This window comes from Buttiauxella sp. BIGb0552, from assembly GCF_004366275.1.
GTDB classification, from domain to species: domain Bacteria; phylum Pseudomonadota; class Gammaproteobacteria; order Enterobacterales; family Enterobacteriaceae; genus Buttiauxella; species Buttiauxella gaviniae.
In genome coordinates, this window is record NZ_SODY01000006.1 from 350,195 (window position 1) to 364,850 (window position 14,656).

Below are 14,656 nucleotides of genomic sequence, written 5' to 3' on the forward strand. Positions count from 1 at the left end.
TGGCGCTATAAAAAGAAAAACCCCGCCATTGACGGGGTTCTCTCATTCCGGGAAGGGTTACTTCGCCATGTTTTTCTGATCGTTACGGTAATTCACGATAGCGTTAATAATTAACGTTAACGCCAGAATACCGCCCACCACGCCAAGCGAAATAGCGATTGGGATATGGTAGAAATCGACAATCATCATCTTCACGCCGATGAACACCAGGATAATCGACAGACCGTACTTCAGCATCGAGAAGCGCTCAGCCACGCCAGCCAGCAAGAAGTACATCGCACGCAACCCAAGGATTGCAAACAGGTTCGACGTCAGCACGATGAACGGGTCAGTCGTGACTGCGAAGATTGCTGGGATACTGTCGACCGCGAAAATCACGTCGCTCAGTTCAACCAGAATCAGCACCAGCAGCAGCGGCGTGGCGAACAAAATACCGTTCTTACGAATAAAGAAGTGCTCACCTTCAATTTTATCCGTCATGCGCAGGTGGCTACGGATCCAGCGCACCAGCGGTTTATCGCCAATGCCGCCTTCATCTTCTTTCGCCAGTGCCATCTTGATACCGGTGAACAGTAAGAACGCGCCAAAGACATAAAGCAGCCATTCGAACTGGGAAATCAGCCAACTACCCGCGAAGATCATAACGGTACGCAGCACAATCGCGCCCAGCACACCGTAAACCAGCACACGGCGCTGCAACGCAGCAGGTACAGCAAAGTAGCTGAACAGCATCAGCCAGACGAAGACGTTATCCACCGCCAGCGCTTTTTCAATCAGATAACCAGTGAGGAAGGCGAGAGCTTGTGTATCCGCCACTTCACGGCCAGATGTCCCGGTGAGATACCACCAGAATGCTGCGTTAAACAGCAGAGAAAGCGAAACCCAGACCAGGGACCAGACGGCCGCCTGCTTCATGGACATGGTGTGCGAGCCTTTACGCCCCTGAAGAAGGAGGTCGATAGCCAGCATGATGACGACCACGACGGCAAAACCGCCCCACAGTAATGGAGTGCCGACACTATTCATAAAATTATTCCTATAAAAACAAAAACGGCCAACGTCGGAAGACGCCAGCCGCTAATGCTTGCAACAGGGATCTCGCCTTCCGGCAAGGTCTCACTTACAACACGGAATGGTTTTTTGTATAAAAAGCCATTCGTATTGCTCGGTAACCGGGTGTTTGCACACCGTAATGACGATTAACCGACAATGAAGTTACTCCCCTTTGCGGGTAACAAAATATTACGATTGCTACAATCCGTCAACATGCTGCTACCCCGCTTTTACACACCTTTACGCCGGTAACTGCGTAGAGACATCATCCGCCGGGAATTTGACGTCCGTTTGCTTGCGGATCTCCGTACTCAGTAACGCTGTGGAGCGTGAGGTGATCAACCCTGGATAGTTAACTTCGTTGTCATTGACCAAACGAGCAAAGACTTCGGCTTCATAAAGCATAGTATTAATATGCTGTGGCAGCGTCAGATCCTGCGGTTTGCCGCCGCGTGGAATAAAGGTGATGCGCTGGCATTCAGAGATTTTCTCAATTACCAGTGAACCGGCTTCGCCCTGAATCTCGCTTGGGATAGTTGAATCGCTGACTTTTGAGTGCAGCAGGTTCACATCAAAATCGCCGTAATTCATCTGCACCGAACCGTGCGCATCGACACCGCTTTCCAGCAGGCTGGCGGTAGCATGAACCGAATACGGCTCGCCCCACAACGCCACTGCTGACGCCAGCGTGTAAAAACCGATATCCATAATCGAGCCGTTGGAAAACGCCGGATTAAAGGTGTTTGGGTTCTCGCCATCGAGATAACGCTGATAGCGCGAGGAATACTGGCAATAGTTGAGCAGCACTTTGCGGATCTTACCCACTTTCGGCAACGCCTGTTGCAGCGCGATAAAGTTCGGCAAGCTGGCAGTTTTGAACGCTTCGAACAACACCACCTGGTTTTCACGCGCGCAGGCAATCGCCGCTTCCACTTCACGCAAATTAGACGCCAGCGGCTTCTCGCAAATTACATGCTTTTTATGGCTGAGAAACAGCAGAGTTTGCGGGGAATGCAGAGAGTTCGGGCTGGCGATATAAACTGCATCAATGGCGTCACTCTTCGCCATCGCATCCAGGTCGGTAAAGAGATGTTCCACCGGATAATCACTGGCGAAGGTTTGCGCCTGTTCCAGCGAGCGGGAGTAGACCGCGGTGAGTTTATATTTGCCACTCTCGTGGGCAGCATCGACGAACTGACGGGTGATCCAGTTAGTTCCAATAACAGCGAGGCGTATCATAAACGGGTGCTATCTCCGAAGGGGATTATCTTTGAAAGACTATCATGATGCCTGGGGAAAACCAGTGGTGGGAGTTGCAGATTTAATAGTTATTTAGATGTTGTGATTAGGTCAATTAATCCCCTTGTGAGGCTTCAAACGTACAACAGACTGAAGATTCGTTGTTTTTTTCAGCACTCAGCACGCAGAAGGTAGAATGGGGCTTGCAAGGTGATGAGCTACAGGTATAATCCACAACGTTTTCCGCATACCTCTTCGTGCCGAAGTGGCGAAATCGGTAGACGCAGTTGATTCAAAATCAACCGTTGAAAGACGTGCCGGTTCGAGTCCGGCCTTCGGCACCATATGTATGTAAATAGACCTCAACCGAGGTCTTTTTTTATGCCTAAAATCCAGCATTTACCTACCTTTCTCGCTATATTAACTCTCTCAAGGTCAACCGACTTCAACGTACATCTACTAACACATGTTGGTACAGATGATGGTATTTCCGGTTCGATAATGCTTGTACCAACAGGGAGGGGATAAGCATGGCTCTAACAGATATCAAAGTCAGAACAGCCAAGCCAACGGATAAGCAATACAAGCTGACCGATGGCAACGGTATGCATCTTCTCGTCCATCCAAATGGTTCAAGATACTGGCGTCTTCAGTACCGCTTTGACGGAAAGCAAAAAATGCTGGCTTTAGGGGTTTACCCTGACGTATCTCTTGCTGATGCCAGAGCTCGTCGCGATGAAGCTCGTAAGCTTTTGGCAAACAGCATCGATCCGGGAGACAAAAAGAAAAATGATAAGGTTGAGCTGGAAGAAGCACGCACTTTCGAAGAGCTCGCTGTTGAATGGCATGCGACAAATAAAAAGTGGTCGGAAGAACATAGCCGACGTGTGCTGAAAAGCCTGGAAGACAACCTCTTTCCTGCCATTGGCAAACGTAATATTGCCGAACTAAAAACACGGGACCTGTTAGCTCCTATTAAAGCTGTAGAACTGTCGGGGCGACTAGAAGTGGCTTCCCGGCTACAGCAGCGAACTACTGCAATCATGCGTTATGCCGTTCAGAGCGGTTTGCTTGACTATAATCCCGCGCAGGAAATGGTGGGTGCCGTTGCTTCAAGTAACAGACAGCATCGAGCTGCTCTTGAATTGAAACGTATCCCTGAGCTTCTTCAAAGAATTGACAGCTATACCGGTAGGCCTTTAACTCGCCTTGCCGTTGAGCTAACCCTCCTCGTCTTTATTCGTTCCAGTGAACTGCGTTTTGCCCGTTGGACAGAGATCGATTTTGAAACATCTATGTGGACGATTCCAGCTGAGCGAGAAGCTATCGAAGGAGTAAAGCACTCGCAGCGTGGGTCAAAAATGCGTACGCCCCATCTGGTACCGCTTTCCCGACAGGCTCTGTCGATTCTTGAGCAGATTAAGACATTCAGTGGCGATCATGAACTGATCTTTATTGGCGATCATAACCCTCGTAAACCGATGAGTGAAAACACGGTTAACAAATCTTTACGGGTGATGGGGTATGACACGCAGGTTGAAGTCTGCGGCCACGGTTTCAGGACTATGGCGTGTAGTTCGCTGATTGAATCGGGATTGTGGTCGAGGGATGCGGTGGAACGGCAGATGAGCCATATGGAACGTAACTCTGTGCGTGCGGCTTATATTCATAAGGCCGAGCATCTAGGGGAGAGGAGGCTGATGTTGCAATGGTGGGCTGAGTATCTGGATGCTAATAGAAAGAAGGGGATTACGCCGTTTGATTATGCGAAGACCAATCGTGGTAATGTTGAGTGAATTGTTTGTTATATCTATCTAATTAAAACTGATGGACTAGCCTTATTAGGGTGAGGCTGGTTGGTGATTCATTGACGAGAGGGGGGAGTTACGCAGAATTATTGACATGTTCTGTTTAATCATTAAGCAATACTGCTAAAATAATCATCTACCTAGCTCTGCAAACTGGAACTATTACTAAAAGATGGACTTCCAATCATTTAAGCAGCTTATCAAACAGGTGCAAATAGGAAAACAACTCCCTGACGCGTTGTACTTGCACAGAGATGCCATGCTTGAGCTCCCACCTGAATTGCAAAAATTTATACCAGCCGTTGCCCTAGCACTGAATTTGCCTGATGATCAATGGAACCTAATCAAGCTTTTTAAGAACGAATTTCGCCTATCATTACTCAACTATCCCGATTTTTATAGTGACTCGTATCCTGCACTTGAACAGAGCCTGAATGTAGATTTAAGCAAGCTAAGTCATAAAGTAACTTGCTATCGCACTTCTGATAACCCGCCTATCTTACACCGAAAGGAAACCATGATTTTGCCAGAGAGTGACTACTATGAGCACTTCTCTTCTCTTACAAAAGAAGGGGAAAAAGCTGGTTTGTACGAAAACACTCGGACGATAGGATTCAAACGCTCTTGGCTTAATTTGATTAAGAAAAAAGGTTACCATTTAGTCGATGGGCGGTTGTTAAAAGCAGATGATGAACTCCTGAGCATTAACGCTGCAGAAGCTAGCATCGATCGCTATAAGACCGCTATTGTTCGCCATGAGTTATCCGGGCCGATGAAGACGTTAGCCAAGCAAGGCTATTTAGATGGCCCGTTTTCTATTTTTGACTATGGATGCGGTCGAGGAGATGATCTTAGGGAACTTGAGGCTCATGGCCTTGATGCTTTAGGTTGGGATCCGGTATTTTCACCTGACAATGACAAAGTAACTTCTGATATTGTGAATTTAGGGTTTGTTCTTAATGTCATTGAGGATCAAGATGAGCGCCTCGAAGCGCTCTTGAGCGCTTGGGAGTTAGCGGACAAGATACTTGTCGTATCCATTATGTTGGCAAATGAGTCGTATATCGCACAGTTCCAGCCCTATAAGGATGGTGTTATTACTTCCAGAAATACTTTCCAAAAGTATTATGCGCAATCAGAGTTTAAGGGATATTTAGAACGCTCTTTGCAAGAAGATGTTATTGCCGTAGCTCCTGGCATTTTTTATGTGTTCAAAGATAAGTTAGAAGAACAACGTTATCTTCAGAGTAAATACCAGAGGCACCATACTTGGCAGCAACTCAGTTCTCCTCAGCCCATTGAGAGTAAAGATAGAGCAAAACTTATTATTACCCAAAACGGCGAGCTCTTTAGTGACTTTTGGAATGTGTGTCTGGAGCTTGGTCGTATACCAGCAAATGATGAGTTCGAGCGTTCCGAAGAGGTGAGATGTTTGATTGGGTCTCATAAACAAGTCTTCGGTTTGCTTCAAGACATGTTTGATATACGTGATTTTACTAATGCGGAGAAATCTCATAAGGAAGACCTACTTATATACTTTGCTATGGGGTTATTTGAGAAAAGAAGACCTTATACTCAACAGCCTGAAAGTTTAAAACGTGATATTAAAGCCTTATTTGATGACTATCGAACGGCAAATAATCTAGCTACAGAACTACTTTTTGCGATAGCTGATACGCAGTTAATCGGGGAGCAGTGTATAAAGGCACACAAACAATTGCCCGCAAGTATTCTCAATGAGGGACATTCTCTTATTTTCCATAAGAATTATATCGATATGTTACCACTTTTATTACGTGTTTACGTGGGAGCTGCATTACAACTGTACGGAGAGATCGACGATGGAGTCGACTTGGTCAAAATACATATTAACTCCGGGAAACTCACGTTGACCCACTACGATGATTTCTATAAATCGGTACCTTATTTGGTAGAAAGAATCAAAATAAAAATGTCCGATCAAGACATAGATTTTTTTTACTATCACGATGAATCTCGCTGCCCACCGCTGCTCAATAAGCATTTGCTACTTGATAGCAAACACGATCAATATGCAAAGCAGAAGAGCTTTGATAATCGACTTTCAAAGCTCTTGGGGACAATAGTGACAAGTGAGGTCTTCTTGCACAGACAAGTATTTGAAGAGCGATTAGCGCTTGCAAGAAAGCAGGTGGCCGGATTTAAGATAATTCATCGCTAACCTTATAAGGTGGGAGACTGATGCGATAGGTTCGCCGTGCTACCTCTTCCGACATCCCAATTGCTGTTAGTACATGAGAGGCCACATTTGAAAGCGCATTACATGCAGATCCTTGAGATATAAGCCAGGGACAATCATTCGTAAAGCGCTTTACCTCTTCATCCGAATGGAATGTCACACTCCAGGTTGTCGGTACAACGGCGTCCCCACCGTTTCTTGTAAAATCAAATTGCGCTATGAGTTCCAGAAACTGATGTTCGATTGGGTTCTCTTGCGTGGGGTAACATTCTACTGCTGCTGCTAGCCCTACAATCAAGGGAGTAGGTGATGTGCCGCCACGTAACCCAGCCTCTTGTCCCCCGCCATGGATAAGAGGAACTAATTCTGAATCTCGAGCATCACGCACATAAAGCGCTCCGATGCCTTTAGGGCCATAGATTTTGTGTCCGGATAAAGAGAGCATATCGATATTCATATCATCCACATCAATATCACACTTGCAAAAACTCTGTGCTGCATCAGTGTGAAAAGGAATATTGTGCTCAAAGGCTATTACTCCAAAGTCTTCGATGGGCTGAATTGTCCCTAGCTCATTATTGACATGATGGATTGAAATAAGAATAGTGTTGCTCCGTATCTCTGCCGCGAGTGAAGAAGGTGATATGCGGCCTCTCTGATCAGGATATAGGTAGGTAATTTCGAAACCGAGCGACTCTAAAAATGCACAGGTATTGAGAATACATTTGTGCTCTATTGCTGTGGTAATGATGTGGCCTTTGGTATCAAAGTTTTTGAAAGCAATACCCTTTAGCGCTAGGTTGTTCGCTTCACTAGCACCACTTGTAAAAATAATTTCACTTGGAAGGGCACCTATTTTATCTGCAATGAGCTCTCTTGCCTGTTGGATTGCTTGAAAACTCGCTCTTCCTGCTTCGTGCGCAGAAGAAGCATTCGCAAAATTTTCAGTCTCCCAAGGTCTCATAGCTTCTAAAGTGTGCTGAGAAACCGGTGTCGACGCGGCGTAGTCGAAGTAATTATTCATTTTCAACTAAGTACTCGAGTGTTTGATTAAATAATATATTGGTCACTTGCGACTCGCCAATATTATTCATTATCCAGCTATCAATGTGTTTTAAACCACTGTTGCAATATGCCTCAAAGATGCCAACAGCATTCCTTAAATGCTCATCTTTGAGAATGTCTAGTGACGGTTCTTTCGCTAGTGCAATAAGGTATATATAAGCGTCATGCCCTGTCGTCGCATAAGTATCCAACAAAATCGGCGTTGTGTTTACCTTGGACTCAAGTGGCTGATAGTCATCAAGTTGATAACCAACCAACGCAGCGAAAACCATTAGTTCTTTAACTGTGCCAAAGACTTGGAAATCATTTTTTGCACCTTTTGTAGAGCAAAATCGCTCTTCTAAGGATTCAAAACGGGAATCCCGGCGAACAGATAGCTTACGCCAGTCAATAATTTCAGCCATGGAATGGAATCTCCTCAATGGTTACTTTGTCAAAATCACTGCCAAAGCGCACAACCTCATAGTCCTTACCATTCACTGTAAGCTGTGTCGGATACTGACCTTTAAATTCGTCCTCGGTCAGCACTGTATGTTGAACGAGATTATATTCCTTGCCTACTTTATGCCGAATTCCCTTGTCGGTATGCGTTTCAGTCCACTGGGCCTGAGAAAACATAAATATTGATTGTTCTACTTTATCTGCAATGTAACGGACAAGCTCTCTACCATTATCTGGACCAATAAAAGCAAGAATCGAGTCTGCAATAAATGGAGCAATTGTTCCTGGTGTAAGTAGATGCTGCTTGTTATTAGCACGTACCTTCGAGAACTCAATTAGCGCGACAATAAACGATATCGCGAGCATAGCTTGATAACCGTTACCCGCGGCTGCGCGTTTGCCTTCTTTATCCACTATTGACCATGTGAAACTTCCGCCCGATTCTTTAGAATCTTTTTGAACCGTATAACCGTTAAAAGCGACTTGACTAAACAAAGACTGCATCTTTTTCAATAAAATTTGCTCAACACCATGTTGTGAGGAGTTCAAAGCCTCTTCGTATAATTCGATTATCTTTTCTGTCGCTATGATCAAATCACGAACTTTGTGAGCCTTAGGTTGAGTTGATGACAAGCTAATTACACGGCGATCAATATCTTTAATATCAATCTCTTTTTTACGAATGCTCTGTTCCAACTGCGGAATCTGACCGTTTAGTTGGCTACATTTAGATTTTGCAGAATCTTTTGCTCGTTCGATAATCTTAATGTCATCAATATCAGACTCAATAATTGTATGACTTAAGTCTTTTATGCTGTGTTCAAGCTCCTGCATATTGTCTTCATGACTATCAATATCCGCTAATAACTTTTCCATACTGGCTTTGGGGAGTAATTGATTACTCATTTTTTCTTGCAACTTGACCGCTAACCCCCAACGGCGCTTGAGGTCAGGGTCAACCGCATGTTTGCCAAGTTCTTCTAAAAGTAATACTGCCGAGCTGTCTTTGCCGATGTGAGTACCACAGATGCATTCGTTACTATCTATAATCTCACGTAATAATTGTTTATCTACGGTATAACGTAGTGACTTATTAAGTTCTTCAGTATTGATTGCTGAAAGATCGGCTGCAGCAAGCTGTTGGCTAAATGTACTCAATGCCCAAGCCGGCGTTTTTGTGATTTTTTCAGACAATAACTGCTTTCGCTGTCGTTCATAGCCATTAAGTAACTCTGATTTTTGTTGGCGAAGCTTTAGTTTGTCTTCAATGGCTGTCTTGTCAAAACGAGTAAGTTTACCTACTTGATTTTCATAATCTTTTTCCGCAACTTCCAACTCGCTTTGCTTTTGTGCTAGTAGTGCTTTGTCGCGCTCTAAACTTGCAACCAAATTATCTTTGTTTGACAAAGAAGTTTCAATTTCACTGTTTGTATCATACTGCTTGAGATCTTTTTGATAACTTGTTTTTACACTAGATAAGTGCCTAAGTGTGGTTTTAGCAACAGTCAATCCTAAAACTTTTTCTATAGCATCTTTGATGTGAGAGAAATCATTTTGACTACTTAAAGTGCCCGTACCCTCGCCTTGATAGAAAAAGTATTGAGACATCTCTTTTGGTAAAAAGGTATTGATTAACGTATTCGGGTTTTCTTCAGCCTTTTCAGCATAACAACCATCTTCAATCTCATAAACATGCAAATTACTGCTAGCACTATTTTTTTCCTGAATTCGTCTAACCTCAAGCAAGCGATTTTCATGCTCTAGTTGAATAGATACACTGAAAGTATTCTTACCTTGTGCTTCAGCATGCTTGTTAAGAAGTTTTTTAGGATCGAGTAAATTTTCAGTGGTTTCCTCGTAGAGACACCAGCGAAGAGCATTAAGCAACGCTGTCTTACCACCATTGTTCTCTCCATGAATTAGCGTAACTCCGCGCTCAGGATCCACGGCAAAATCGATAGCCTGTTTACCATAAAATTGGCGAAAGTTATTTATCTCAACTTTTATTAATTTCATTTACGATATCTTCCGCATTAATCTCAATAATATCTTTTATCTTCTGGAGATGACGACCTTGCACCAAATCCCCATAATAAAGCTCTTTCTCAAATTGCATGACCTGTAAAGCCGCTTTGTGAATAGCGGACTTATTGGAGTAATCCTCATGAGCAAGCTGTGTATCTTTATCAATTTCCTTTAATAAGACTTTTAATGCGCTAAGATCCATTAATAGATTCCTAATTCAATGATTCTTTTGTCAATTTCTTCGGGGTTTATGGCTGTTAACCTGAAGTCATCTATTCTCTCCAATTCAGCACGACGTAAATTCTGACTGAATTGATTTACTACGCCTGGTAAAGGGAGAACAACAAAGTCCACAATTAAGGCTTCATTTTTATCTACTGCTTTTCGAAGAACACGGCCTCTTCTCTGTATATATTGTCTTGGGTTACGAGTACTTGCCAAGATAAATGCACTTCTGCACACCGGCACATCGATCCCTTCATCCAGTACCTTCATGGCAACTAAAGAATCGATATGTTGTTCTTTGAAACTATCCATAATCCTACGTCGCTCTGACGAAGTTTCTTGCGAAGTAAACTTGGAAACCTTACAACCATGCTCATGTAGACAGTTGGTGACCTTCGTTATATATGGAATTTTATCTCCTGGCGCCGAACCTTCTCCCACATAGATTAACGAGTGTGTTAATGACAACGCAGGATGATTCCGCAAATAGGAGAGCAATGCCGGTAACTTTCCTGAACTCGTGGCCAGTACCCTTGCTCGCGCACCACACAGATTGGTCAACATCGACTGTTCATCACTTGATAACTTTGTCGACTTTGCTCTCAGAATAAGCTTCTGAATCTTTGCTGAATAATCTTCGTAGGCTTCTTGCTCTTGCTCATCAAGATAAACCGGGACAAGGTCATAACGGTAAGGAGATAGTATCCCGTCTTTAATGGCATCACTCAGCGAGTACTCACTTATAATACCTTTGAAATATGAAAGTAAATTCTGTCTGATTGTATCAGGGAAAGGCGACCCTTCGACCTCATCATCTTCTGTTCGAAAAGGCGTCGCAGATAACCCAATTCGATAACGAGCTGAAGGCAAAGCATCGAAATAGCCTTGGCTACCAAGGTGGTGGCACTCATCACCAATTAACAACATATCTTCGAATGATACTTTGGCAATCTTTGACTGAAACAATTCTGATGCCATAGTCTTATTGACTGCAATAACACAGATAAAATCCAAAGTTCCAGTTCGAAAACGCAACAGTTTTGTATCCAATGCAGCAGCCCAATTATCAGAGCTATCGTAACATTGAATTGGGATGACGTTGAAAGGGGCTAACTCTTTTACCCATTGATTGGCCAATTCGATATAAGGGACACTGATAATGACAAAAGTTGCGTCACCATTCTTATGACGCTCTTCATACAACTCAACCATCGCAGAGATGGATGTGAATGTCTTACCTGAACCAGTGGCTAATTTAAACAAACCATTGTAATCAGCCTTTCGCCAGCTATCTATCGCTTCGATTTGGTGTGGAAATAACTCAAACGATCTACCTTTCACCTTCAGAGGCTTGCGAGGAGTTTTTGTTTCAATATTTAGTTTTGTTAGCTCTTGTTCCGATTTTGGGAAGCTGTACGAGAAAAACGGTTTGATTATCTGTGGCGGAAGAGATTCTGGGAATAATTCTTTCCTTAAAACTTCAGGATCAACACTGTTCTGGATTTTTTGGTAAGCTTCTGAATCAATAGCAACAACTTTCGACCGCTTCTTGTTATTGTTCCAAAGAGTATTGAAATTATCGACTTCTACTTGACCATAATCTTCAAAAGATTGAAGCCAACTGAAAAATAGAGAAACCTCCTCAGAGTTATACTTAGACAGTCCTGCTATAGTTTCATTCGCTGAACCGCTGAAGACAATGGTTTCGCTATTCTGATAAAAGATCCCTATCTTTTTATGGAACATGCCTTTGTGAGTAAAAGCAAACTTAATCTCAAGCAGTCCTTTTGCCACCAAATAGGTTAACAGCTTCAGGTTTCTTTCTTTACTATTAAGCAACAAATCTGCTAGTTGAAGTGATTGAGCTTTAATAGGGTTGGATATCCCCACCATCACCGCCTCATACTCATCGTCAGATAGCGGATTCCCAATGATAAGGCGCATTTTTCCTTCGGAATAAACAAATTTATCCAGTCCTTGTGCTGCCGAAACTAATACATCTGAAGAAAAGTAACCCACTGCTCTGTCATAGCGATGTGCGTGAGCAAGCAAAGGAATATGTACACATTCCAGTATACTTTCTTCATCTGAGTCATACTTAGCTTTGAGTCCAAGGGCTGAAAACTGCATGATTACTCCCAATCAAGCCATTGTGTAAGGTTGCGCCATGCATTAATCAGTAGTAATGAACTTCGTTCATCAATCTGCTGTTTTTCCCATTTATCTGCAAACGTAATATCACCAAATTTTTTCTCCAGCATCAAGACTGAAGCATGGCGTTTAGCCTGCTCAGAAAGATGGCAATCTGCTGATAAGATATCTTCAATATCATTAATCGACTCGTTTGCTAAAGCCTGAAGTAAATGTTGCTTGAGATTATACCAAGACGGTGGGGGGGAGCTGGAAACACCGTCTCGTGCATCAATTAATACGTTACCGATCTTGTTGTAAACTTCTGGGTTAGCGATTTCCTCATCACTCCATCCCTCTGTAGAACCACCCTTGAAAACCTTCTTAATGGCGTTTCTTCCAGAAATTAATTCCCACATCGTGGTAGTTAGATAGTTAGTACTCGGTTTATTTGAAATCAGGTGATCAACACCTTTAAGTTCTACCCCATGCAAACCTGCTAAGAGCAACATCTTGATACTCTTCGGGTTTGTTAGAGTCTGCAGTTTCGAACAGATATCAAGCCATTTTTCATCTACAGTCTCTTTTGGAGAACCTTTTGTTAAAATTTTCTCTGTAAGTTCTGCTCTGAAAAATTTGTTAATGACATCAGAGTTAAACCGATCCGATGTCAGTGAACCGTCCTTCAACTGGTACCCGTTCGCATCTGCGCTCACTCCACGTTCATATAATTTTTTGTAAATTGTATCAATTCCATCAGCTCCGCCACTCATTGCTCGCCACAGAACGCTAAACGCTGTAACGGACTTAAGCACTTTTGCAAAATCTGAATATTCCGTACCTGTTACTTCATATTTCTCATCAATCAGTACAAACTGAACTAATAGGCTTTGAACGATGTCATGCTTCATATCTACAAGGTAACGAAGGCACAGATTAGAAATTTCCTGAGAGTTGGACTCCACTAAACCCTTAACATCGGGCAATGCTATTTGCCAGTGATCGAACAAAAAGTTCGCAGTGGTTGCTAGTTGAGATAAGTATTCATCTTTAAGGTCATTTCTGCAGTTTTCATAACTCTTGAGCATTGCATTACGCTGGTCTCTTAAACTAGTGACTTTTACTTTACCCTCATAAGCACGAACAAATGCTAGAATTAATGCTTTAGTTTTTAGATTTTTTTCTTTACTTTCAATGATATCTTCAAAGCGCCCAGTAATAGAGTTAAGAACCTCCATCGATGCTTCAAGCTCTTCTTCGGGAGTTCCGTTCCTGCGTTGGTACCCGATGAATTCAACTACTTTTGGTACAAATGTTTCAATGGCGGTGAGGGGTTCCCCAGTAGTATTCAAAGCTTCAAACATGTCGAATGCATAAGATTCATTGTTGACTTCGACGTATGTAAGGCAAACTCGGTGAAGCAAAAACTTCGCAAACGCGACGATGTAAATTACTTCCGCAACTTTAGAGTGCAATTCAGAAGCTTGTGCTAAATCTTGATCGATAGGAAAATCCAGACATACTTCTAATGTTTCACGATCAATTAAATCGCTGATATTGATTTTTTCTTCAATTTCACCGTCAGGTGATTTAAATTGAAACCCTTTTTGTACACAGTCAAGCTGCTTCCTAATCTCCTTAACGTTGTTTACTACACGTTTCGAAGAAGCACTCATCAATGATAAATCTAAAGGCTTAAACACCGAGCTATCGCGTTGTTCAACAATGTGACGTTGATAGGAATATAACAATTCAGCTACAGGACTATCATATTGCGCCTTCTTCTCACTTCTTCCCCAGCAATCGACTTGCGAACGAATAATTTTAGGCAGATATTTGTATGCTTCGTGGTCTGCAGTTGTCTCTATAACCGTATTTGATGTATCAATCTCTAATTGCGAGACTACCTGACGTAATTCCTCAAGAACCTCTTTGATTTCTTCGTCTTGTTCTGAATGAATCGCTTTCTTTAAACTCGGCATAAGAATTCTCAATCTTTCATTGAGACAGAGAATTATCAACATCAAAGTAGAAAGACGCTGTTGACCATCAATGATAAGTTTGATTTCCGTAGGCTTATCTTTTTTGATTAATGGATAAATCGTCAGCGCAGAACTATCATCAACACTCAATATGGAACCGAGGAAAATAATCGCATCTTGTGAGTCAAGAAGGTTTCTAAACACGTTTTCACAATCAGAAAATAAATCTCTGATATGGCTTTCTTCCCATGAGTATGGTCTCTGATAAGCAGGCATATAAAAGCCTGTAGTTTTTCGTGTGCAGATGACATCAAAAACTGATTGAGGCTCTGCTTTAAAAATTTCCAGAGACTTTTGCATAAACTCCCTTCCTAAGCATATGATTTTAATATAAAAATAAATATATTGTAACACTAAAACTAAGTGAATTCCATCTCTTCTAATGTGTATAGATCTCTACTTAGTGCACA

At 42.6% G+C, this 14,656-nt stretch carries 10 protein-coding genes and 1 tRNA gene; 3 read left to right on the forward strand and 8 right to left on the reverse strand.

Annotation, left to right across the window (positions count from 1 at the left end; translation table 11 throughout):
* Positions 1 to 57: 57 nt before the first annotated feature.
* Together EDF88_RS18795 and EDF88_RS18800 are read right to left on the reverse strand one after the other, a co-directional pair.
* On the reverse strand, positions 58 to 1,026 hold the full coding sequence (locus EDF88_RS18795; protein WP_134186360.1) for a TerC family protein: 969 nt from the start codon (positions 1,024 to 1,026) through the stop codon (positions 58 to 60).
* A 267-nt stretch (positions 1,027 to 1,293) separates the two neighbouring features.
* The gene (locus EDF88_RS18800; protein WP_134186362.1) at positions 1,294 to 2,292 is read right to left on the reverse strand and encodes a Gfo/Idh/MocA family oxidoreductase; all 999 of its coding nucleotides are present in this window, start codon (positions 2,290 to 2,292) and stop codon (positions 1,294 to 1,296) included.
* 259 nt (positions 2,293 to 2,551) lie between these two features.
* On the opposite strand from EDF88_RS18800, the gene EDF88_RS18805 reads away from it, so the two are divergent.
* The 3 genes from EDF88_RS18805 (at position 2,552) to EDF88_RS18815 (ending at position 6,300) form a co-directional block, all read left to right on the forward strand.
* Positions 2,552 to 2,636, forward strand: a tRNA-Leu gene (locus EDF88_RS18805).
* Positions 2,637 to 2,822: 186 nt separating this feature from the next.
* On the forward strand, positions 2,823 to 4,088 hold the full coding sequence (locus tag EDF88_RS18810; RefSeq protein ID WP_134186364.1) for an integrase arm-type DNA-binding domain-containing protein: 1,266 nt from the start codon (positions 2,823 to 2,825) through the stop codon (positions 4,086 to 4,088).
* Positions 4,089 to 4,272: 184 nt separating this feature from the next.
* A complete protein-coding gene (locus EDF88_RS18815; RefSeq protein WP_134186366.1) occupies positions 4,273 to 6,300 on the forward strand; it encodes a DNA phosphorothioation-associated putative methyltransferase in 2,028 nt (675 codons plus the stop codon).
* Here the strand turns inward: EDF88_RS18815 and EDF88_RS18820 are convergent.
* The 6 genes from EDF88_RS18820 to EDF88_RS18845 are packed head-to-tail and all read right to left on the reverse strand — an operon-like array spanning position 6,281 to position 14,546.
* On the reverse strand, positions 6,281 to 7,342 hold the full coding sequence (locus EDF88_RS18820; protein WP_134186440.1) for a cysteine desulfurase family protein: 1,062 nt from the start codon (positions 7,340 to 7,342) through the stop codon (positions 6,281 to 6,283). The genes EDF88_RS18815 and EDF88_RS18820 overlap by 20 nt on opposite strands.
* A complete protein-coding gene (locus EDF88_RS18825) occupies positions 7,335 to 7,787 on the reverse strand; it encodes a hypothetical protein (protein ID WP_134186368.1) in 453 nt (150 codons plus the stop codon). Before EDF88_RS18825 ends, EDF88_RS18820 begins: the two co-directional genes overlap by 8 nt.
* Positions 7,780 to 9,840, reverse strand: a complete 2,061-nt coding sequence (locus tag EDF88_RS18830; protein WP_134186370.1) for an AAA family ATPase — start codon at positions 9,838 to 9,840, stop codon at positions 7,780 to 7,782. Before EDF88_RS18830 ends, EDF88_RS18825 begins: the two co-directional genes overlap by 8 nt.
* A complete protein-coding gene (locus EDF88_RS18835; protein ID WP_134186373.1) occupies positions 9,821 to 10,051 on the reverse strand; it encodes a CxC ATPase DNA modification system associated small protein in 231 nt (76 codons plus the stop codon). The genes EDF88_RS18830 and EDF88_RS18835 overlap by 20 nt, the downstream gene beginning before the upstream one ends.
* The gene (locus EDF88_RS18840; protein WP_134186375.1) at positions 10,051 to 12,204 is read right to left on the reverse strand and encodes a DEAD/DEAH box helicase family protein; all 2,154 of its coding nucleotides are present in this window, start codon (positions 12,202 to 12,204) and stop codon (positions 10,051 to 10,053) included. The genes EDF88_RS18835 and EDF88_RS18840 overlap by 1 nt, the downstream gene beginning before the upstream one ends.
* Before the next feature lie 2 nt (positions 12,205 to 12,206).
* On the reverse strand, positions 12,207 to 14,546 hold the full coding sequence (locus EDF88_RS18845) for a DUF262 domain-containing protein (RefSeq protein WP_134186377.1): 2,340 nt from the start codon (positions 14,544 to 14,546) through the stop codon (positions 12,207 to 12,209).
* Positions 14,547 to 14,656: the final 110 nt, after the last annotated feature.

Excerpts from the sequence above, each read along its gene's own strand:
- EDF88_RS18820 (WP_134186440.1), bottom strand. The coding sequence starts at position 7,342 with ATGAATAATTACTTCGACTACGCCGCGTCGACACCGGTTTCTCAGCAC.
- EDF88_RS18825 (WP_134186368.1), bottom strand. The coding sequence starts at position 7,787 with ATGGCTGAAATTATTGACTGGCGTAAGCTATCTGTTCGCCGGGATTCC.
- EDF88_RS18845 (WP_134186377.1), bottom strand. The coding sequence starts at position 14,546 with ATGCAAAAGTCTCTGGAAATTTTTAAAGCAGAGCCTCAATCAGTTTTT.
- EDF88_RS18815 (WP_134186366.1), top strand. The coding sequence starts at position 4,273 with ATGGACTTCCAATCATTTAAGCAGCTTATCAAACAGGTGCAAATAGGA.
- EDF88_RS18830 (WP_134186370.1), bottom strand. The coding sequence starts at position 9,840 with ATGAAATTAATAAAAGTTGAGATAAATAACTTTCGCCAATTTTATGGT.
- EDF88_RS18800 (WP_134186362.1), bottom strand. The coding sequence starts at position 2,292 with ATGATACGCCTCGCTGTTATTGGAACTAACTGGATCACCCGTCAGTTC.
- EDF88_RS18835 (WP_134186373.1), bottom strand. The coding sequence starts at position 10,051 with ATGGATCTTAGCGCATTAAAAGTCTTATTAAAGGAAATTGATAAAGAT.
- EDF88_RS18810 (WP_134186364.1), top strand. The coding sequence starts at position 2,823 with ATGGCTCTAACAGATATCAAAGTCAGAACAGCCAAGCCAACGGATAAG.
- EDF88_RS18795 (WP_134186360.1), bottom strand. The coding sequence starts at position 1,026 with ATGAATAGTGTCGGCACTCCATTACTGTGGGGCGGTTTTGCCGTCGTG.
- EDF88_RS18840 (WP_134186375.1), bottom strand. The coding sequence starts at position 12,204 with ATGCAGTTTTCAGCCCTTGGACTCAAAGCTAAGTATGACTCAGATGAA.